A 19,534-nucleotide genomic window follows, 5' to 3' on the forward strand; every position below is an offset into this window, starting at 1 on the left:
CAGGCACCCGAACCCACTGTCGGTGCCCGATTCTCTGAGAGGCCGCGCGGACCGATAGGTTTTCGAGGAAGGCGCCTGTATTGCAGGGGTTTCAGTCCGCTATCGAAAGGGTGATCCGTTGAGCCGCTCGGTTCTCGTCACCGGAGGCAACCGGGGCATCGGCCTCGCCATCGCCCGCGCATTCGCCGACGCAGGCGACAAGGTCGCGATCACGTACCGGTCCGGTGAGCCGCCGGCCGCCCTGACGGAATTGGGGTGCCTGGCGGTCAAGTGCGACATCACCGACACCGAGCAGGTGGAGCAGGCCTACAAGGAGATCGAGGCCGAGCACGGCCCGGTCGAGGTCCTGGTCGCCAACGCCGGCGTCACCAAGGACCAGCTGCTGATGCGCATGTCCGAGGAGGACTTCACCTCGGTCATCGACACGAACCTCACCGGCGCCTTCCGCGTCGTCAAGCGCGCCAACCGTGGCATGCTGCGGGCCAAGAAGGGCCGCGTCGTCCTCATCTCGTCGGTCGTCGGGCTGCTCGGCTCCGCGGGGCAGGCGAACTACGCCGCGTCCAAGGCCGCCCTTGTCGGCTTCGCGCGTTCGCTCGCCCGGGAACTCGGCTCGCGCAACCTCACCTTCAACGTCGTCGCGCCCGGCTTCGTCGACACCGACATGACGCAGGCGCTCACCGACGAGCAGCGCGCGAACATCGTGTCGCAGGTGCCGCTGGGCCGCTACGCGCAGCCCGAGGAGATCGCCGCGACGGTGCGGTTCCTCGCCTCGGACGACGCCTCGTACATCACTGGAGCCGTCATCCCGGTTGACGGCGGACTGGGAATGGGTCACTGATCACCATGAGCGGAATTCTCGAGGGCAAGCGCGTCCTCATCACCGGTGTGCTGATGGAGTCCTCCATCGCCTTCCACACCGCCAAGCTGGCCCAGGAGCAGGGCGCCGAGATCATCCTGACCGCGTTCCCGCGGCCCACGCTGACCGAGCGCATCGCCAGGAAGCTCCCGAAGCCCACCAAGGTCATCGAGCTCGACGTCACCAACGAAGAGCACCTCGGCCGCCTCGCCGATGTCGTGGGCGAGGAGCTGGGCAGCCTCGACGGCGTCGTGCACTCCATCGGCTTCGCGCCGCAGGACGCCCTCGGCGGCAACTTCCTCAACACGCCGTTCGAGTCGGTCGCCACGGCCATGCACGTCTCGGCGTTCTCCCTGAAGTCGCTGACCATGGCCTGCCTGCCGCTGATGCAGAACGGCGGCTCCGTCGTCGGCCTCACCTTCGACGCGCAGTACGCCTGGCCGCAGTACGACTGGATGGGTCCGGCCAAGGCCGCCCTGGAGGCCACCAGCCGCTACATGGCGCGCGACCTGGGCAAGCAGAACATCCGCTGCAACCTCATCTCGGCGGGCCCGATCGGCTCCATGGCCGCCAAGTCCATCCCGGGCTTCGGCGAGCTCGCCTCGGTGTGGGACAGCCGCGCGCCCCTGGAGTGGGACCTCAAGGACCCGGAGCCGGCCGGCAAGGGCGTCGTCGCCCTGCTGAGCGACTGGTTCCCGAAGACCACGGGCGAGATCATTCACGTGGACGGCGGTCTGCACGCCATCGGCGCGTAAGCGCCCACGCACGGCATCGACGCCCCGTTTCCCGCAGCGCGCGGGGAGCGGGGCGTCGCCCGTTCGGCCTATTCGACCGGGCGCCCCGGACCCCGTGGCCCGCAGGCTGGGAGAACGCACCGCCCCGCAGCCGTACGGCCGAGGAGGTCCCCTTGTGCGCCTGTCCCGCCGCTTTGCTCCGGTGTTCGCCGCTGTCGCTCTGGTGATGGCCGTGCCGTACGACGCGATGCCCCACCCGCGCGTGGTGAGCGTGAACGCGGGGTCCCGGCCCTCCGCGCCCCAGCCGTTCGGCGCCGCGTGCCGGACCACGGTCACCGGCTCCCATGTCGTCGCGTACTGCCACAACCCCTATGTGGACGCCGACCGCGTCCGGCTGCACATCGAGTGCGCCCGCTGGTGGGACATCGACACCGACAGCGCCCCGGTCGACGTGGGGCCCGCGGCCACGGTGCGGCTGACCGGCCGATGCTGGAAGGAGGTCCGCGCGGCCTGGATCACCCACGGGACCTGACGGTCGGCCGCCGGAGCTCGGGACCTGACGGTCAGCCGCCGGGGCGGGCGCCCGGTGCCTGTCCCTGGCCGCCCGGCCGTCCCGGCCGGCACTGGAACGGATAGCTCGCGGCCTCCGCGGCCGCGGCCTCCGCGTCGCCCGCGCGGATCGCGTCTACCAGCCGGGTGTGATCCATGTATGTCTCCGGCGTCAGTTCCTTGCCGACGTCCTCGCGCAGCCAGTCGCGCAGCACCTCGCCCAGATCCGCGTACATCGCCGTCATGACGTCATTGCGGGACGCGGCCACCACCGCCATGTGGAAGGTCGCGTCGGCGGCCACGAAGGCCTCCGCGTCGCCCGACTCCCAGGCCTCCTCGCGGCGTACGAGGAGCGCGTCCAGCTGCTTGAGATCACGCTCGGTGCGCCGCTCGGCGGCCAGCCTCGCGGCGCTCGACTCCAGGGTGGAACGCAGTTCGGCGATGTGCCGCGGGTCGGCGTCCGCGAACCGGCGGTGCATCACGCCCGCCAGCTCGCTGGTCGCCACGACATAGGTGCCGGAACCCTGCCGGATGTCCAGCAGCCCGTTGTGGGCGAGCGCCCGGACCGCCTCGCGCACCGTGTTGCGGGCGACGCCGAGCTGATCGACGAGCTCCGGCTCGGTGGGGATACGGGAGCCCACCGGCCACTCGCCCGAGGTGATCTGGTTCCGCAGCTCGGAGATGACCTGCTCGGACAGGGCCGAACGGCGGGGATGGCTCAGCGGCATGACGGTCCTTCGTACGGGCCCGAGTGTGGTCGTTCGCGCCGGGCTACAGGATCCGGAGATTAACGCAGCGGGATTGGACAGCCAATCATCCCATGATTCTATGATGGGGAGCATGGCCCCCGAGGAAACCCGGACGACGATGACGTCCCCCGCGATACATCGATCCACCGAGAGCGCGGCACCCGGAACGCCCGCCACGCGCGCGTGGACGACGCGGCTCGTGGTCGTCGGCATCGTCCTCACCGCGCTCAACCTGCGCCCGGCCATCACCAGCCTCGGCGCCCTCCTCGAAGAAGTGCGCGACGGGCTCGGCATGAGCGGCAGCGTCGCCGGACTGCTCACCTCCGTGCCGCCCCTCTGCTTCGCCGTCTTCGGTGTGATGGCACCCCGGCTCGCCCGCCGCTTCGGGGCCGCCGCCGTCGTCTGCGCGGGCATGGTCGCCATCACGACGGGCCTGGCCCTGCGCCCGTACATAGGGGGCACGGCCGGCTTCCTGGCCGCCAGCGCGCTCGCTCTCATGGGCATCGCCGTCAGCAACGTCCTGATGCCGGTCATCGTCAAGCGCTGGTTCCCCGACCGGGTCGGGTCCATGACGGGCCTGTACTCGATGGCCCTCGCGCTCGGCACCTCGGCCGCGGCCGCGGTGACCGTCCCCCTGACCGGCGCCCTGGGAGGCGGCTGGCAGTCCGGGCTCGTGGTCTGGGCCGGACTCGCGGCGGCGGCCGTCCTCCCGTGGATTCCGCTGGTACGCGCGCGGGGCGCCGCATCGCGCCCCGACGACCGTGCGCCCGCCGCGGCCGGCAGCACCCGGCACGAGCCCGACGGACTGCGCATCACCCGCAGCCGTACCGCCTGGGCGCTCGCCGTCTTCTTCGGCCTCCAGGCCACCGCCGCCTACATCACGATGGGCTGGATGGCGCAGATCTTCCGCGACGCGGGCGTCGCCGCCGGGACCGCGGGACTGCTCCTCGCCGTCACGATGGTGATGGGCGTGCCGCTGGCCTTCGTCATCCCGCGCCTCGCCACCCGCCTGCCCCACCAGGGCCCCATCGTGGTCGCCCTCGGCGTCTGCGGGCTCGCCGGTTACGCGGGCCTCTACCTGGCACCTGCGGCCGGTGCCTGGGCCTGGGCCCTGCTGCTTGGCGTCTCCAACTGCGCCTTTCCGCTGGCCCTCACCATGGTCGGCATGAGGGCCCGGACCGGCGCGGGCGTCGCCAAGCTGTCGGCGTTCGCCCAGAGCACCGGCTATCTGCTCTCGATCCCGGGCCCCCTGCTCGTGGGCGTGCTCTACCAGCACAGCGGCGGCTGGGGCCTGCCGCTCGCGATGATGGCGGCGCTGATGATTCCGCAGATCGGCGTCGGCATCCTGGCGGGCCGCGACCGCACGGTGGAGGACGAGGCGGCGGGCTGACCACCGGCCCGGCCCGCCCGGGAACCGGGCCCCGGCGGCGGCCGGACGCACCCGGGGTGCGAGAATGACCGCATGCCTGTGCTCGACCCGAATCCCCAGAACGGCCAGAAGAAGCTGCTGCTCGTGTTCGGCGCGATGCTGGCCATCACAGTGATCATCGGCATCGTCGCGTCCATCGCGTCACCGTGAACGGCGAAGCCCCGCGCCCTGCGGCGTCGCGCTGACCGCCGTGGCATCCGTGCCATGACGCCCCGCTCGCCCCTCCAGGACACGTCCTCCCCGACGGCGGCCCGCCTTCGGGCCCGGGGGTGGGGCTAACCCCCCGTCCCCTAGGGGGTGAGTGTCAGGGTCAAGTGGGTGGATCACCGGATGGGTTGAGGGCCGCGGAGTCCGTAGTTTCGAGTTGTGGCCGCGAGAGGCGGCCCAGGGACCACTCGAAGACTCACGGAGGCGGCATGTCGGCCCATACGCACACCCGGCCCCACCCGGCGACCACGGGCCGCGTGGACATCCGACTGCCCTGGTGGGCCCTCGCCCTGCCGGTGCTCGCCTTCGTCACCCTGCTGCTCATGATCCTCAACCCGGCGGACGCGCATGCCGCGGGCAGCGACCCGGCGATCACGCACATGTTCGAACGTATCCAGCAGGCGGTGCTGAACAACACCCCGTGAGCCGCGCCGGCCGCGCGCCCCGGAGCACCCCCGGGCGCCCCTGAGCCCCACCGATCGACCCACCGGCCACGTCACCGGCTCACCACGGCAGCCCGGGCCAACCGTGCCACCACGGCGGACCGTGCCACCACGGCGGACCGTGCCACCACGGCGGACCGTGCCACCACGGCGGACCGTGCCACCACGGCGGACCACGCCGGATCAGCCGTACGGCCGCCGAACCACCGCCCACCGCCGCCGAACCGCCGCCCGCCGCCGGACCACCGACCGCCGCAGTACCGCCCCCCGTCGAACCGCGCCCTTCCACAGAGACGGGCGCCGCCCCGCTCCCGGGCAGACCGTTTCACCCCCGAAGAGGTACGGGATCACCCCTGGAGGGGTACGGCATCACCCCTGACGGGGCAGGCCGTCACCCCCGTCGGGGGAGCGCATCAACTCCCTGCGCCCCATGGCATGTTTCGTGCGAAGCTGGGACGCATGAGCGTCGCAGAACCCCGCAGGATTGTCCTCTTCCGGCATGCGAAAGCCGACTGGCCGCAGATGTCCGACCATGAGCGGCCGCTCGCCGACCGGGGCCGCATGGACGCCGCCGTCGCCGGACGCAGGCTGGCCGACACAGGCATCCCCTTCGACCTGGCCCTCTGCTCCACCGCGATCCGGACCCGTGAGACGTGGAAGCACGCCGTCCAGGAGCTCCCGCACCGGCCGAAAACGGTCTATGAGGAGCGGCTCTACGAAGCCTCGCCCGGCGAGCTGATCGCCGTGCTCAACGAAACCCCGGACGACGCGACGAACGTGATCCTCATCGGTCACAACCCGGGCGTACACGGTCTGGCCGACGTCCTGGCGGGCCGGGCCGAGGGCGACACCCGCGCCCGGATGACCGCCCATGGCTTCCATACCGCCGCTTTCGCGGTGCTCTCCTTCGACGGCCCCTGGAAATCCCTGGAGCCCGGATCGGCCGCCCTGACCGACTACTGGGCGCCGACGGAGTGAACCCACCCCTACGTCGGCGGGAGCCCGGCACCACCACGATGCCGGGCCCCCGTCCGTCGTAGGACGTCACTCAGTGGGCGGTGTCGTCCTCGTGCATGTCTGCGGCCTCGACCTCTTCACGGGTGACGCCCAGCAGATACAGGACCGTGTCGAGGAACGGGAAGTTCACCGCGGTGTGCGCGGCCTGCCGCACCACCGGCTTGGCGTTGAACGCGACCCCGAGGCCGGCGGCGTTGAGCATGTCGAGGTCGTTGGCGCCGTCGCCGATCGCCACGGTCTGGGCCAGCGGCACCCCGGCCTCGGCGGCGAAGCGGCGCAGCAGCCGCGCTTTGCCCGCCCGGTCCACGATCTCCCCGGTGACCCGGCCGGTCAGCTTCCCGTCGACGATCTCCAGCGTGTTGGCCTGGGCGAAGTCGAGCCCGAGCCGCTCCTTCAGATCGTCGGTCACCTGGGTGAACCCGCCGGAGACGACGCCGACTTGGAAGCCGAGCCGCTTCAGCGTACGAATCAGTGTGCGTGCGCCCGGCGTGAGCCGCACTTCCTCACGCACCTTCTGCACCACCGACGCGTCCAGCCCCTCGAGGAGCGCGACCCGCGCGTGCAGGGACTGCTCGAAGTCCAGCTCACCCCGCATCGCGGCCGCGGTGACCCCGGCGACCTCGTCCTCGCACCCGGCGTGCGCGGCGAAGAGCTCGATCACCTCGTCCTGGATGAGCGTGGAGTCCACGTCCATCACGACAAGACGCTGGGCCCGTCGGTGCAGGCCCGCCGCCACCACGGCGATGTCCACACCGAGTGCCGCGGCCTCGGTCACCAGCGCGGTGCGCAGTGCCTCGGTCTCGGTACCGGACACGGCGAACTCGACGGCCGTCACCGGGTACTTGGCCAGCCGGAAGATACGGTCGATGTTGCCGCCGGTCTTCGTGATCCGCGCGGCGATGGCGGCCGTCGACTCCGCGGTGAGGGGGTGCCCGAGCACCGTGACGAGCGAACGTCCCGATCCGCGGGGACGGTTGTCGCCGAGGCCGGAGATGATCTCCGCCTGCATCTTCATCGATTCCGCCCAGCTGTGGACGGTGGCCCGCAGATCGCCCTCGAGGCCGGCGGGCGGCTCGGTCACGAGCGCGCACAGCACGATCCGGCCGCGGGTGACGACCTGCTCGATGTCGACGACGTCGACTGACCAGGCGGCGAGGGTGTCGAAGAGTCCGGCGGTGATGCCCGGCCGGTCCTTGCCGAAGATCTTGACAAGAAGAGTGGGCACATCAGGGGTCTGCGAAGCGCTCATGGTGCTCCCACCGTATCCGGCACCCAGTGCCGCCCGCCCGCCCGGTCCGCCTAGCGGACACAGAACACTGGGTGACACCCAAACGGCACACCGATGACAATTTGCCGCTCCCCTTCACGGGTCGCGCCCCCAACCCCCACAACCCCCCTCCCGGAGCCTCCCGACCCCGACTCCCGGAGCCTCTCGAACCCGAACCCGGAGCCTCCCGAACCTCGGGTCCCGGAGCGTCCCGGACCCCTGAACCCGGGGTCTCCAGACCCCCGAACCCCACACCTTCTTTCGCCCCCTCCGCCCCTACCCTTCCCGTCCCTGGGGCTCCGCCCCAGACCCCGCTCCTCAATCGCCGGAGGGGCTGGAACTTCCCGGGGCTGGAAAGGGAAAACGCGCCCGCAGCCGAAAAGTGCACCGGTGGGGCGCCCCCCCCAGCCCCACGCACCCGCAGTGGACAGCGAGCCGAAGGTGCCGCACCCAAGCCCACGGATCACCCGCGGCCGTCCACGCACGGGAGGGGCCGTGCCGGTACATCCCTATGTCCGTCGCTTACGTTCGGATCGAGCAGCGGTTCGCACAGATAGCCCACGTCTGATCCAGCGGCGACGGACTGGGATGTACCGGCACGGCCCCGACCCACCCACCGGCCCGCAGGCACCCCGGCAGGCGCCCGCCCGCGAGGCTCAGCGCGAGCGAACCCCCACCCGTACGCGTACCCGCCACGAGGCGAACCCTCAACGCCGAGGCCCGCGTGGCGGAGGCGGTGGCCCCTCGTCCGGCGAGGGCGGAACAGGCGGCGGGGGAGGAGGCGGCGGAGGCCCGTCCTGCCTCCGCTTCGGCGGGGGCCCGACCGGCCCCACCACCGTGGGCGCCCCGTACACATCACCGGGCGCCCGGGAACCCCCCGGCGCCGGCCTCCGGTCCTCCGGCTCCCGCAACTCGTCCGGCACCCTCAGATACGGATTGGTGTCCGGGTTGGGCGCCCGATACGACCGCCGGGGCCGATACGGCCCAGCACTCCCATCGACCCCAGCCCCAGCCCCCGTACCCGCCCCCGCATCCGCCCTCAAGCCCACCCCAGTACCCGCACCCGCACCCACACCCGCACCGGAACCCGAACCAACCCCCGCAAGCCCCCCAACCCCTCCGAGCCCCCCACCCCCCAAGTCACCCCGTGCCAACTCAGCCGCCCTCCGCCCCGCAGCCCCACTCGCACAAGCCAGCAACGCCCCCACCGCCCCGGCCCCCGCCCCCCACACGGCACCGAGCAGCAACGCCACCCCCGGCCGGCCGTGCAACTCGATCCCCGCCCCGAACGCGTCGAAGCCGAGTACGGACAGAGAAGCGTCCACCGACACCTCCGTCAGCCACGCGAGGAGCGGCAACGCCAGCGCCGTCACGACCCCGAGACGCAGTGCGCAGCGCCCCGCGAACCGCAGCGCACTGTCGCCCCGTACATCTGAGGCACCCGGTGCTCCCGCAACGGTGGCACCCCCGGCCCGTACAAATGGCGTACGCGCCGCCGTCAGGACGCCCGCGTACAGCATCATCAGCGCGGCAGCGACCCCCAATAGCCATACCCGCCCGTCGAGTTCGGCGAGCCGCCCGAGCGTGACGGGCCGGTCGGTGCCGGCGGCCAGCAGCTTGTCGAGGGGGTCGGGCAGCAGCTCGGCGAGCTCGCCCGTCGCCTTGCCGTCCCAGGGGACGAAGAGCCCGACGGGAATGCCCAGCCACACACCGTTGGGTGCACCGAGCAGCGCCGCTCCCGCGATCCGCTTCGGATGGTCGTCCCCGATCGCCGCGTACGCCGCCGCCGCGAGCCCCGCCAGGACCGCGACCAGCAGGACTGCGACGAGCGAGGAGACGGCCGGCCGCACCGCGCGGTGCACGGCGTCCCAGCCGCGGGGCAGCGGTGTACGCCGGGAGGCCAGCAGAGCGATCAGCAGGACCCCGGCGGCCCACGCGGCCCCGCCGAGCAGCGTCGGCGCGGTGTCCACGGAGAAGCCCACGGCCGCCTTCGCGTCCACCAGGTCACCGATCTTGTCGGGCAGCAGACCGCCCAGATCCCCGAGCCCGCCCGGGAGTTTGTCCGTGATGTCCCCGAGCCCGCCGCCACCCCCCGTGGCCTTGTCGAGCCCGAGCTCCCCGCCGTCGATCGTGATGACGTCGTGGCCGGCCCAGGCGAGCCCGCCCAGTGTCGCCACGAAGAGGACGATCACCGATCCGGCCCGCGCCAGGAGTTCGGAGGGTGTGATGACAACTCCGGCTCCGCGCAAGGACCGCAGGAAGAACCACGACATCAGCAGCGCGCCGACCAGCCCGACGCCCAGTGGCGTGATCTGGATGGCGGTGTGCGCCTCCGCTCCCTTCAGGCCGAAGGCCGAGACATCGCCGGACGGCGTCACCGCACCGCCTGCCCCAAGGGCCACCACCGCCGCGGTCATCGGGCCGAGCGAGGCCGTCGCATCGGCCCCGAGCAGATGCAGCCCGAGCGCGGCGGTGCCCGCCATGCCGATCAACGCCCAGCTCACGGAGGCGATCGCGGACAGCAGGACATCCCCCCACGGCACCCTTTTGGTGCTCCCGCCGTGCTGTGTCGTTCCGATGCTCATCGCAAGACCCCCCGATCCGCGCAGCGGCGATCCCCGCGTATGTCCTCCTCGCGTGGGATTACCACTCTCCGGGCCGGTTTCACCCCCGTCAACGGAAACGGGCAACTCGCCCGTACCCATCCTTCACATGGCCCGACTTTCGGTCAGGGGGCCTCTACTGAAATAGTTCCCCACGATGTTCGACATCCCTAGACTCCCTGCGATGGGGTAACTCGGGGGACAACTCAGTGGGGCTGGAGTGCCGGAACTCGTACTGGAATTGAATGGACGGACCTGGACGCTCGACGCGGCCAGGCCCTACGCCCTCGGACGTGATCCGCAGGGAGACATCGTGCTCGAGGACGCCAGGGTCTCCTGGCGTCACGCCACGATCAGCTGGAACGGCCGTAGTTGGGTCATCGACGACCACGGGAGCACCAACGGCACGTTCGTGCAGGGGCAGCGGATCCACCAGATGGAGATCGGCCCCGGTTCGGCCGTGCACCTCGGCAACGCGACTGACGGACCGCGCCTGAGCCTGTCCGGCGCGGCGGCCTCGGTGGCGCAGCCGCAGCAGCAGCCGTACGCGGCTCAGGGCGCCGGCCCCGGCTGGGCTCAGCAGCCGACGCCGCAGTCACCGGAGCAGGCCCGGCAGCCGCAGCAGGCGGGGAGCATCCCGCAGCAGCAGGGACCCGGTGGTGGCGCGGGGGCGCCGCCGGTCTACGGCGACCGCAGCCCGACGACCTTCCACCAGTTCTCGCTCGGGCGTGTGATGCGCATCGGCCGTGCGCTGGAGAACGAACTGGTGGTCTCCGACCTCCAGGTCTCCCGCAATCACGCCGAGTTCCACGCGACGCCGGACGGCCGCTTCGAGATCCGCGACCTCGGCTCGCACAACGGCACGTACGTCAACGGTATGCCGATCGCCAAGGGCGGCTCCGCGCTGCTCGGCCCGAACGACATCGTCGGCGTCGGTCACTCGACGTTCCGTCTGGTCGGCGACCGTCTCGAGGAGTTCGTCGACACCGGTGAGGTCTCCTTCTCGGCCCGCCATCTGACGGTCACCGTCGACGGCGGCAAGCAGATCCTGAAGGACGTCTCCTTCGGCGTACCCGAGAAGTCGCTCGTCGCGGTCATCGGCCCGTCGGGTTCCGGCAAGTCGACGCTCCTGAAGGCGCTGACGGGCTACCGCCCCGCCAACCAGGGCGATGTCCTCTACGACAACCGGAACCTGTACAAGCAGTTCGCCGAGCTGCGTCAGCGCATCGGTCTGGTCCCGCAGGACGACATCCTGCACAAGGAGCTGACCGTCAAGAAGGCCCTCAAGTACGCGGCCAAGCTGCGCTTCCCCGCGGACACCACGGTCCAGGAGCGCGAGGCCCGGATCGACGAGGTGCTGCGCGAGCTGAAGCTGGACATCCACAAGGAGAAGAAGGTCACCTCCCTCTCCGGTGGCCAGCGCAAGCGTGTCTCGGTCGCCCTGGAGCTGCTCACCAAGCCGTCGCTGATCTTCCTGGACGAGCCGACCTCCGGTCTCGACCCGGGCATGGACCGCGATGTCATGCAGTTGCTGCGCGGCCTCGCCGACGACGGCCGTACGGTCCTCGTCGTCACGCACTCGGTGGCCGAGCTGGCGATCTGCGACAAGCTCCTCGTGATGGCGCCGGGCGGCGCCGTCGCCTACTTCGGTCCGCCGGAGGAGGCGCTGAACTTCTTCGGCTACGAGACCTGGGCCGACGTCTTCTCCGCGTTCGAGAACTACCGCGACTACGACTGGGCGGGCCGCTGGAAGGGCTCGCAGCACTACCAGATGTACGCCGCGGACATCGACGCGGTGGCTCCGCAGTCGACGCAGATGCCGCCCGCGCAGGCGATGAAGCCGCCGAAGCCGCAGAGCTGGGGCTCCCAGCTGATGACGCTGATCCGCCGCTACGTCTCGGTGATCGCGTCGGACAAGGGCTTCCTGGCGCTGACGGTGATCCTGCCGGCGGTCCTGGGCTCGGTCAGCCTGCTCATCGACAGCGGCAAGACGCTGCTGGTGAACGACAAGGTGCTGCCGAACGGAGCCCATGTCGCGAACGGCACGGCCACGACCGTGCTCCTGATCCTCGCGGTGGGCGCGTGCTTCGCGGGCGCGGCCAACTCGGTCCGTGAGCTGATCAAGGAACGGGTGATCTACGAGCGGGAGCGGGCGACGGGCCTGTCGCGCTCGGCGTACCTGATGTCCAAGGTGATCGTCCTCGGTGTGATCACCGTGCTGCAGGGCGCTCTGGTCGCTGCCATCGGCTTCGGCAGCCGCGAGGTCCCGGCCGAAGGCCTGATCCTCAAGAGCCTGCCCAAGGTCGAGCTCGCCCTGCCGATCATGGCTCTCGGCTTCGTGTCGATGATGTTCGGACTGATCATCTCTTCGCTGGTGAAGACCGCGGAGAAGACCATGCCGCTCCTGGTCATGTTCGCGATCGTCCAGGTCGTCTTCACCGGCTGCCTGTTCATCCTGAACGGCACACTCGGTGTGAACCAGTTCTCGTACCTGATGCCGGCCCGCTGGGCGGTGGCCGCCTCGGGCGCCACGCTGGACCTGAACAACATCTTCCCGAACCAGGACGACCCGACGAGCACGGACCCGCTGTGGGACCACACGGCCGGGGCCTGGACGATCGACATGATCGCCCTGATCGCCCTCGGTGTGATCTGCGGCTTCTTCGTGGCCCGCTTCCTGCGCCGCCACGAGCCCGAGGTCATGCGCAAGTAGACGCCCGGGAACGACGCGAGGGCGGCACCCCTGACCGGGGTGCCGCCCTTCGGCGTCTGTGGGGAACTCCGCGCTGAGTCCTCAGTACGCGCTGTTCACGTTGTCCATGGAACCGTACTTGTCGGCGGCGTAGTTGCAGGCGGCGGTGATGTTGGCGACCGGGTCGTAGATGTTCCACGAGGTACCGGCCACGTGGTACGCCTTGAACGTCGGCGGGATGACCTGGAGCAGGCCCTTCGACGGGATGCCGTTGATGGCGTTGATGTCCCAGTCGTTGATGGCCAGCGGGTTGCCCGAGGACTCACGCATGATGTTCTTGTGCAGCCCCTGGTAGGTGCCGGGGATGCCCTTCGACTTCATGATGTCGAGGGACTCGCGGATCCAGCCGTCGAGGTTGTTGGCGTACGTCTTCGCGGCGACCGTCTCGATGTTGATGCGCTGCGTCGAGCGGCTCGCGGCAGCGGCCTTGGCACGCGACGCGGCGGCCTTCTTCTTCGCGGCGGCCTGGGCGGCGGCCTTCTTCTTCGCGGCCGCGGCGTCTGCGGCCTTCTTCTTCGCGGCGGCCGTGGCGTCGGCCGCGGCCTTCTTCTTCGCCGCGATCGCCTGGGCCTTCAGGTCGGCGCCGGCCAGCTGGTCGGTGACGCTGGCCTTGACGTCCTTGATCTGCTGCTCGCTGTAGGCGACCTTCGCCGCGGAGACGGCGGCGTCGTCCGTGGTGGTCTGGGAGTTGCCCGGTACCAGGGAGAACGCGAGGGCGGCGGCACCGAGGGTGGCCACACCGGCGATCGAGAGCTTGTGAAGCTTGGTCAGCTTCGGAGTATGTCCAGGAGTGGTGATGTTCTTGGGCATGACTGATAGACCTCTTCGAATAGCGCGGAGGTCGCTCTTCGTCCCGGCGGGGGACAGTGTGTTTCCGGAACAAACGCCGCGGGGCGAACCCCGCGGCGCTGAGCGACAACGCAATTCTTAGCGGCCGCAAAATGCTGTGGCAAAGGTGTGACCTACGAAGCCGGGTAGTGGACGCGGAAGGGGCAAATCGGGGCAGACTGGCACGTCTTCCCTGCTCACCTTGTCCCTTTTATCTCCTATGCTCCTTCGTACGTGACCTGGACCCTATGCGCGGGCTCACACGGGCCCCACGTCATTCTGACCAGCAGTTGCGAGAGCAATGCTCAGAGTGAGGGTCCTCCTCCGGGAGGATGAGGTGCACGTCCCCGAACTCGTGCCAGAGGTAGCGCAAGCGCAGTGCCTCCTCGTATCCGCGGTCGATCGCCGCCCCTCCGGCGATCGCCTCCAGCATCAGCAGATGCGAGGCCTCCGGCTCGTGCAGCCCGGTCAGCAGCCCGTCGACCGCCCGCACTCCGCGCTCCGGGGTCACCACGAGACCGGTCCAGCCCCTCGCCGCCCGGACCAGCCCGTCGGACCCGGTCGCGGATTCCACGGCCCGCACGGCTGTCGTACCGACCGCGACGATCCGGCCGCCGCCGGCCCGCGCCGCGTTGATCAGCCGGGCCGACGCCTCCGGCACCTCGTACCGCTCCGGATACGGCGGCTCGTGCGCCTCCGCCGACGCGACACCCGTGTGCAGCGTGATCGGCGCGAACTGCACACCCCGGCTCACCAGCTCCGCCACCAGGCGCGCGGTGAAGGGGCGCGCCGCGCTCGGCATCTCCGCGCTCCCCGCGCCGTCGTCCGACGGCAGCGCGAACACCGTCCGGTACACGGACAGCGGCTGGTCCCGGTCCGTATAGGAGTAGCGAATGGGCCGCCCGTACCGCCGCAGCAGCCCCAGCACGTCCGCGTCCGGCACCCGCCCCCACCACAGGCGCGGACTGCGGGCGCTCAGCGGCTCCTCCAGGAGGAGGCGTACGCCCCCGGGCAGGCGCACCACTGTCCCCGCGGGCCCGCCCGCACGCGCACGCGTGGTCCCCGTCCCGTCGGGATCCCGCAGCTCGACCGCCCACCGCCCGTCATCGCCACGCGTGGAGAAGTGCACCACCACGCGCGCGCGGCCGATCCGCCCGTCCACGGCCGCCGCCAGGGTGGCCGAGGTGTTGACGATCAGCAGATCCCCGGCCCTCAGCAGCCGCGGCAGCTCCGCGAACGCGTGATGCGACACCTCGGTACCGCGCGACACCAGCAGCCGTACGGAATCCCGGTCGCGACCGGGACCGCGCTGCTCGGCGGGCACCCGCGCCGACAGCTCCTCCGGAACCGTTCCCCATTCCCGGCCGCGCCCGACCGGAGGAACCCCCATCGCCGTCGTCATCGCCCCTCCAGCAGGGCCGGAGCCGCGTAGCGCCCACTGGCCGGCCGTTCCTCCAGCAGCCGCAGAAAGGCCGGCACCACACTGTCCGGCGCCGGCCGCGGATCGTCGTCGCCCGGTACGGCCGCCGTATAGAGGTCCGTGCCCATGTCCCCGGGGTCCACGGCCCAGACCCGCAGGCCGGGCTCCTCCTCGCCGAGAACGGCCGAGAGATGGTCGAGCGCCGCCTTCGAGGCGCCGTAGCCGCCCCATGTCTCGTACGCCTCCGCCGCGGCGTCCGAGCTGATGTCGACGACCGTGCCCGCCCCGGCCGCCCGCAGCAGCGGCAGCGCCTCCTGGATCAGGCCCAGCGCGGCGACCACGTTGACCTCCAGGGCCCGCCGCAGCCCGTCCAGACCCAGCTCCTCCAGACGCACCAGCGGCTCGGCACCCAGCGCGCTCGCGTTGTTCACCAGGAGGTCGACACCACCCAGCTTCCGGGCCGCCGCCACCAGCTCGGCACGGTGACCGGCGTCCGTCACGTCCCCGGGCAGGGCCTCCACACGCGTCCCGTACGCGGACAGTGCCACCGCGGTCTCCTCCAGCACCCCGGCCGTTCTGGCGTCGAGCACCAGATCCCAGCCGCGCTCCGCCAGAGCCGCGCCGAGCGCCCTCCCCAGTCCCTTCGAGGCCCCCGTGATGATCGCTACCGGCATGACATCGTCCCCTCGTCCCTGACCCGCCTTCCCGGCGGGTGTCCTCACGGTAGGAACGGGGACCACCCGGGCGCCTCGTGCGCGGGCCGCAATGATCCGGGGCCCTTCGACCTAGGCCCAATGGCCCGGCCGAGCGCCATCACGGGTCCGATACGCGCTGTCACACCCCGCCGGTAGTTTGGGGTCATGAGTCATGGACCCCGGTCAGGCCTGTACGCGGTGAGCTCCGCGCTGCTGGCCATGAGCAGGCACCTCGAAGTGCGCGACGTCCTCAAGACGATCGTCGCTTCGGCCCGCGAGCTGCTCGACGCGCAGTACGCGGCGCTCGGTGTGCCCGACGACCACGGCGGCTTCGCCCAGTTCGTCGTCGACGGGGTCAGCGACGCCCAGTGGAAGGCCATCGGACCGCTCCCGCGCCAGCACGGCATCCTCGCCGCGATGCTGCGCGAGGCCCGCCCCGAGCGCCTGGCGGACGTGCGCGAGGACCCCCGCTTCGAGGGCTGGCCCGAGGCCCACCCCGACATGTCCGACTTCCTCGGCCTGCCCATCCGCGACGGCGACGAGATCATCGGCGCGCTCTTCCTCGCGAACAAGCTGCGCGCCGAGGAGGGACCCCCGTGCCCCGAGCCGGACGGCAGGTGCGGTTTCACCGAGGACGACGAGGAACTCCTCACCATCCTCGCCCAGCACGCGGCGATCGCCCTGACCAACGCCCGGCTCTACGAACGCAGCCGCGAGCTCACGATCGCCGAGGAGCGCTCCCGGCTCGCGCACGAACTGCACGACGCCGTCAGCCAGAAGCTGTTCTCCCTGCGCCTCACCGCGCAGGCCGCCGCCACCCTCGTCGACCGCGACCCCTCCCGCGCGAAGGGCGAACTCCAGCAGGTGGCCGCCCTCGCCGCGGAGGCTACCGAGGAACTGCGCGCCGCCGTCGTCGAGTTGCGCCCCGCGGCCCTCGACGAGGACGGCCTGGTCGCCACCCTGCGCACCCAGATCCAGGTCCTCGACCGCGCCCACTCCGCGCGCGTCACCTTCTCCAGCAACGGCGTACGGGCGCTGCCCGCCTCCCAGGAGGAGGCGATGCTGCGGGTCGCCCAGGAGGCCCTGCACAACGCGCTGCGGCACTCCGGCGCCACCCGTGTCGCCGTCACCCTGGAGCGACGCGGCCCCGGCGCCGTCCTGCGCGTCACCGACGACGGCAGCGGCTTCGAACCCACCGCGATACGCAGCGCCGGCCGCCACCTCGGCCTGGTGTCGATGCGGGACCGGTCGAGCGGGGTCGGCGGCAAACTCACCGTGGAATCGGCGCCCGGAAAGGGCACCATGATCGAGATGGAGGTCCCTGGTGGCTGACGCAATCAAGGTGCTGCTCGTCGACGACCACCAGGTCGTCCGCCGGGGCCTGCGCACCTTCCTCGAAGTGCAGGACGACATCGAGGTCGTCGGAGAGGCGTCCGACGGTGCGGAAGGAGTCGCCCGCGCCGAGGAGCTGAAACCCGACGTCGTCCTCATGGACGTCAAGATGCCGGGGATGGACGGCATCGACGCGCTGCGCAAGCTCCGTGAACTCGCCAACCCCGCACGGGTGCTGATCGTCACCAGCTTCACCGAGCAGCGCACGGTGGTGCCGGCTCTGCGCGCGGGTGCCGCCGGTTACGTCTACAAGGACGTGGATCCCGACGCGCTGGCCGGAGCCATCCGCTCGGTCCACGCGGGGCACATCCTTCTCCAACCCGAGGTCGCGGGGGCCCTGTTGTCCCAGGAGGAGGCCAACTCGGGGCAGGGGAGAGGTGGTTCGCTCACCGAGCGGGAGCGCGAGGTGCTCGGCCTGATCGCGGACGGCCGCTCCAACCGGGAGATCGCCCGTGCCCTCGTCCTCTCCGAGAAGACGGTGAAGACCCACGTTTCGAACATCCTGATGAAGCTCGACCTCGCCGACCGCACCCAGGCCGCGCTCTGGGCCGTACGGAACGGGATCGCGGGCTGATCGCCGAGAGGCCGCCCACCTGGGGATCAAGCTCCGGCGCACCCCCTCGGCGCACGGGCGGGACGACGCGACCGGGCGGCAACCCGGAGGGTCTCGCTCCGGGATGAGATTCATACCGTCGTGTGTATGTCACCCGGATGGCGCATCCTCCGGGAGGCCCGGCCGTTCTCCAGTGCGCTGCGGCGATCTGCCGCGGTGTTCGCGAGGAGGGGTTTCACCAGTGAAGAACCTGAAGAAGGTCACAGCTGTCGCGATGGTGGCCGGTGGCCTGGTCGCCGCCGGTGCGGGCATGGCGTCGGCCACCGACGGAGCGTGGGCGGGCGGCAAGGCCGCGGGCTCCCCGGGCGTCGTCTCCGGGAACGTCGTCCAGGCTCCGGTTCACATCCCCGTGAACGCGGTGGGCAACAGCGTGAACGTCATCGGCCTCCTGAACCCGGCCTTCGGCAACCTCGGTCTCAACCACTGAGGTTCCCACCGGAACGATCACGGCCACCGGCCTTCCGGGGACTCCCCGGGAGGCCGGTCGGGTTGTCGGCTGATCGGCTGACTGAACCGGACGGGGCAATGGAACGGCCTTCCCGTGCCGTTCCCGGCCTCCCGGCGTTGCTCAGCGTACGACCCGCGGCCGGGTCGGATTCATTAACGCAAGAGGAGCATTTCCCATGAACATCGCCAAGAAGGCCGCCCTGGCCATCACCGTCGCCGGGATCGCCGCGGGCGCCGGTGACGGTGCCGCTGTCGCCGACGCGGGTGCCGAGGGCGCGGCCGTGAAGTCGCCCGGCGTCGGCTCGGGCAACGTCGTCCAGCTCCCGGTCCACATCCCCGTGAACCTCGTCGGGAACAGCGTGAACGTCATCGGCGCCCTGAACCCGGCGTTCGGCAACGCGGGTGTCAACAACTGAGCCACCACCAGTCACAGGGGCCTCGCGAACGGAAACGTTTCGCGGGGCCCTTCCGCGTCGCACCGGCCCGAGCGTCCGGACGCCCAGGGCCTGGAGCCATCGCCGACCGGAGCGTCCGGGCACGTGAACCGGTCCCCAGGCGCCGGGGCGACCGAAGACCCTGGGCACGCGGAGGTCGACGCGCCCTGAGACGCGAGCCACGCAAATCCCGACCGGGCGGGGCACCCCGATGCCCCGCACCTGCGGAACCCGGGCCACTCAAGGCATCCGCGCTCCGCACCCGGCGGAGCTCAGCGCACCCCGCGCTCACGCTCCTCCACGAACGCGTTGTACGCGGCCACCTGCGCCCGCCGGGCCGTCCGCTCCACCGGCCGCAGGGCCTCGGCCCGAGCGGCCATCTCCGACGCGCTCACCGCCCCGCCGTGCCCGCTCTCGTGCGCGACGGAGATCAGCGTCCCGACCCGCTGAGCCAGCTCCAACACGCGCACCGCACGCGGCGGGTACCCGGGGGCCAGCAGCTCCCGTCCCCGCTCCGCCCGTGCCCGGTACGCCTCGATCGCGGCCTCCGCGACCGGCCCCGACCCGGCCACGTCCAGCCGCGCCAACACCTCCGTCGCCTCGCGGAGGGCCTCCGCCAGCTCCCGCTCGGCCTCCCCGAGCGAGGGCACGTCGGCGGGCGGCGCCTCGCGTACGGCCAGACAGCGCCAGGCGACCTCGACGTGCACATCGCCGTCGGGCCCGGCCTCGTACACCTCCGGCACGAGCCCCAGAGCCGAGCCGTGGCAGACCACGGCCTCCTCGGCTTCGAGCGCGCGCGCGTTGAACGCGGGCGGGCCGCTGAGCCCGAGCGGATGCCCCGGCGCGGGCAGCGCGACCCGCAGCCCGGTCACCCCGAGCGTGCGCAGCCGGCCGAGGGCGAGCGTGAGCCCGACGGGCCCCGACTCGCCCGGCAACCCCTCGACGCGGTGCACCGCGTCGTCCCCGACGATGGCGAGCACGGCGTCGTCCGGAGAAACAAGTCCGGCCAATAGGGCATTTCCCCATGAGGCCAGTTGTCCTGAGCGTGGTTCCGAGAGCATGCCCCCACCCTAAGGACCGGCCGATGGATCGGTGTGGC

General features: G+C 71.3%; 19 protein-coding genes. 12 read left to right on the forward strand and 7 right to left on the reverse strand.

What is annotated here, in order from left to right:
* The first annotated feature begins 118 nt into the window (after positions 1 to 118).
* The 3 genes from fabG to OOK38_RS24400 all read left to right on the forward strand — a co-directional run bounded on the left by fabG (position 119) and on the right by OOK38_RS24400 (position 2,122).
* On the forward strand, positions 119 to 838 hold the full coding sequence (gene fabG / locus OOK38_RS24390) for a 3-oxoacyl-[acyl-carrier-protein] reductase (RefSeq protein WP_266757174.1): 720 nt from the start codon (positions 119 to 121) through the stop codon (positions 836 to 838).
* Positions 839 to 843: 5 nt separating this feature from the next.
* Entirely contained in the window at positions 844 to 1,611 is a 768-nt protein-coding gene (gene fabI / locus OOK38_RS24395; RefSeq protein ID WP_266757173.1) for an enoyl-ACP reductase FabI, read from the forward strand.
* A 154-nt stretch (positions 1,612 to 1,765) separates the two neighbouring features.
* Positions 1,766 to 2,122, forward strand: a complete 357-nt coding sequence (locus OOK38_RS24400; RefSeq protein WP_266757171.1) for a hypothetical protein — start codon at positions 1,766 to 1,768, stop codon at positions 2,120 to 2,122.
* A 31-nt stretch (positions 2,123 to 2,153) separates the two neighbouring features.
* On the opposite strand, the gene OOK38_RS24405 is transcribed toward OOK38_RS24400, so the two are convergent.
* Complete coding sequence (locus OOK38_RS24405; protein WP_266757169.1) at positions 2,154 to 2,867, reverse strand: FadR/GntR family transcriptional regulator; 714 nt, start codon at positions 2,865 to 2,867, stop codon at positions 2,154 to 2,156.
* Positions 2,868 to 3,006: 139 nt separating this feature from the next.
* On the opposite strand from OOK38_RS24405, the gene OOK38_RS24410 reads away from it, so the two are divergent.
* The 4 genes from OOK38_RS24410 (at position 3,007) to OOK38_RS24425 (ending at position 5,945) form a co-directional block, all read left to right on the forward strand.
* A complete protein-coding gene (locus tag OOK38_RS24410; RefSeq protein ID WP_266765621.1) occupies positions 3,007 to 4,278 on the forward strand; it encodes a CynX/NimT family MFS transporter in 1,272 nt (423 codons plus the stop codon).
* A gap of 72 nt (positions 4,279 to 4,350) precedes the next feature.
* Positions 4,351 to 4,467: an SGM_5486 family transporter-associated protein gene (locus OOK38_RS24415; protein ID WP_266757167.1), complete on the forward strand. Its 117-nt coding sequence runs from the start codon at positions 4,351 to 4,353 to the stop codon at positions 4,465 to 4,467.
* 266 nt (positions 4,468 to 4,733) lie between these two features.
* On the forward strand, positions 4,734 to 4,949 hold the full coding sequence (locus OOK38_RS24420; protein WP_266757165.1) for a hypothetical protein: 216 nt from the start codon (positions 4,734 to 4,736) through the stop codon (positions 4,947 to 4,949).
* A 477-nt stretch (positions 4,950 to 5,426) separates the two neighbouring features.
* Complete coding sequence (locus OOK38_RS24425; protein ID WP_266757163.1) at positions 5,427 to 5,945, forward strand: histidine phosphatase family protein; 519 nt, start codon at positions 5,427 to 5,429, stop codon at positions 5,943 to 5,945.
* 70 nt (positions 5,946 to 6,015) lie between these two features.
* Here the strand turns inward: OOK38_RS24425 and serB are convergent, their stop codons facing one another.
* Both serB and OOK38_RS24435 read right to left on the reverse strand, forming a co-directional pair.
* Positions 6,016 to 7,233, reverse strand: a complete 1,218-nt coding sequence (gene serB, locus OOK38_RS24430) for a phosphoserine phosphatase SerB (RefSeq protein ID WP_266757161.1) — start codon at positions 7,231 to 7,233, stop codon at positions 6,016 to 6,018.
* A gap of 725 nt (positions 7,234 to 7,958) precedes the next feature.
* Positions 7,959 to 9,836 carry a streptophobe family protein gene (locus OOK38_RS24435; RefSeq protein ID WP_266757160.1) on the reverse strand — a complete coding sequence of 626 codons (1,878 nt, stop codon included), beginning with the start codon at positions 9,834 to 9,836 and terminating at the stop codon, positions 7,959 to 7,961.
* A 238-nt stretch (positions 9,837 to 10,074) separates the two neighbouring features.
* Between OOK38_RS24435 and OOK38_RS24440 the strand changes: the two genes are divergently transcribed.
* Positions 10,075 to 12,567, forward strand: a complete 2,493-nt coding sequence (locus OOK38_RS24440) for an FHA domain-containing protein (protein ID WP_266757159.1) — start codon at positions 10,075 to 10,077, stop codon at positions 12,565 to 12,567.
* A gap of 81 nt (positions 12,568 to 12,648) precedes the next feature.
* On the opposite strand, the gene OOK38_RS24445 is transcribed toward OOK38_RS24440, so the two are convergent.
* The 3 genes from OOK38_RS24445 to OOK38_RS24455 form a co-directional block, all read right to left on the reverse strand.
* Complete coding sequence (locus OOK38_RS24445; protein ID WP_266757158.1) at positions 12,649 to 13,416, reverse strand: transglycosylase SLT domain-containing protein; 768 nt, start codon at positions 13,414 to 13,416, stop codon at positions 12,649 to 12,651.
* Between the two features lie 292 nt (positions 13,417 to 13,708).
* Positions 13,709 to 14,836 carry an S-adenosylmethionine:tRNA ribosyltransferase-isomerase gene (locus OOK38_RS24450; RefSeq protein ID WP_266757156.1) on the reverse strand — a complete coding sequence of 376 codons (1,128 nt, stop codon included), beginning with the start codon at positions 14,834 to 14,836 and terminating at the stop codon, positions 13,709 to 13,711.
* Positions 14,833 to 15,528: an SDR family oxidoreductase gene (locus OOK38_RS24455; protein ID WP_266757154.1), complete on the reverse strand. Its 696-nt coding sequence runs from the start codon at positions 15,526 to 15,528 to the stop codon at positions 14,833 to 14,835. The genes OOK38_RS24450 and OOK38_RS24455 overlap by 4 nt, the downstream gene beginning before the upstream one ends.
* Before the next feature lie 186 nt (positions 15,529 to 15,714).
* On the opposite strand from OOK38_RS24455, the gene OOK38_RS24460 reads away from it, so the two are divergent.
* From OOK38_RS24460 to OOK38_RS24475, 4 genes are all read left to right on the forward strand, one after another.
* A complete protein-coding gene (locus OOK38_RS24460) occupies positions 15,715 to 16,881 on the forward strand; it encodes a GAF domain-containing sensor histidine kinase (RefSeq protein WP_266757152.1) in 1,167 nt (388 codons plus the stop codon).
* Positions 16,874 to 17,515, forward strand: coding sequence for a response regulator transcription factor (locus OOK38_RS24465; protein ID WP_266757150.1), 642 nt, complete (start codon positions 16,874 to 16,876; stop codon positions 17,513 to 17,515). The genes OOK38_RS24460 and OOK38_RS24465 overlap by 8 nt, the downstream gene beginning before the upstream one ends.
* A 220-nt stretch (positions 17,516 to 17,735) precedes the next feature.
* Positions 17,736 to 17,981 (forward strand): chaplin, encoded by a 246-nt coding sequence (locus tag OOK38_RS24470; RefSeq protein ID WP_323178822.1) that lies wholly within the window; start codon positions 17,736 to 17,738, stop codon positions 17,979 to 17,981.
* 196 nt (positions 17,982 to 18,177) lie between these two features.
* Positions 18,178 to 18,417: a chaplin gene (locus OOK38_RS24475; protein WP_266848808.1), complete on the forward strand. Its 240-nt coding sequence runs from the start codon at positions 18,178 to 18,180 to the stop codon at positions 18,415 to 18,417.
* A gap of 290 nt (positions 18,418 to 18,707) precedes the next feature.
* Here the strand turns inward: OOK38_RS24475 and OOK38_RS24480 are convergent, their stop codons facing one another.
* On the reverse strand, positions 18,708 to 19,496 hold the full coding sequence (locus OOK38_RS24480; RefSeq protein ID WP_266757146.1) for a hypothetical protein: 789 nt from the start codon (positions 19,494 to 19,496) through the stop codon (positions 18,708 to 18,710).
* Positions 19,497 to 19,534 lie beyond the last annotated feature (38 nt).

Origin of the sequence: Streptomyces sp. NBC_00568 (assembly GCF_026341855.1) — a bacterium.
GTDB lineage: Bacteria > Actinomycetota > Actinomycetes > Streptomycetales > Streptomycetaceae > Streptomyces.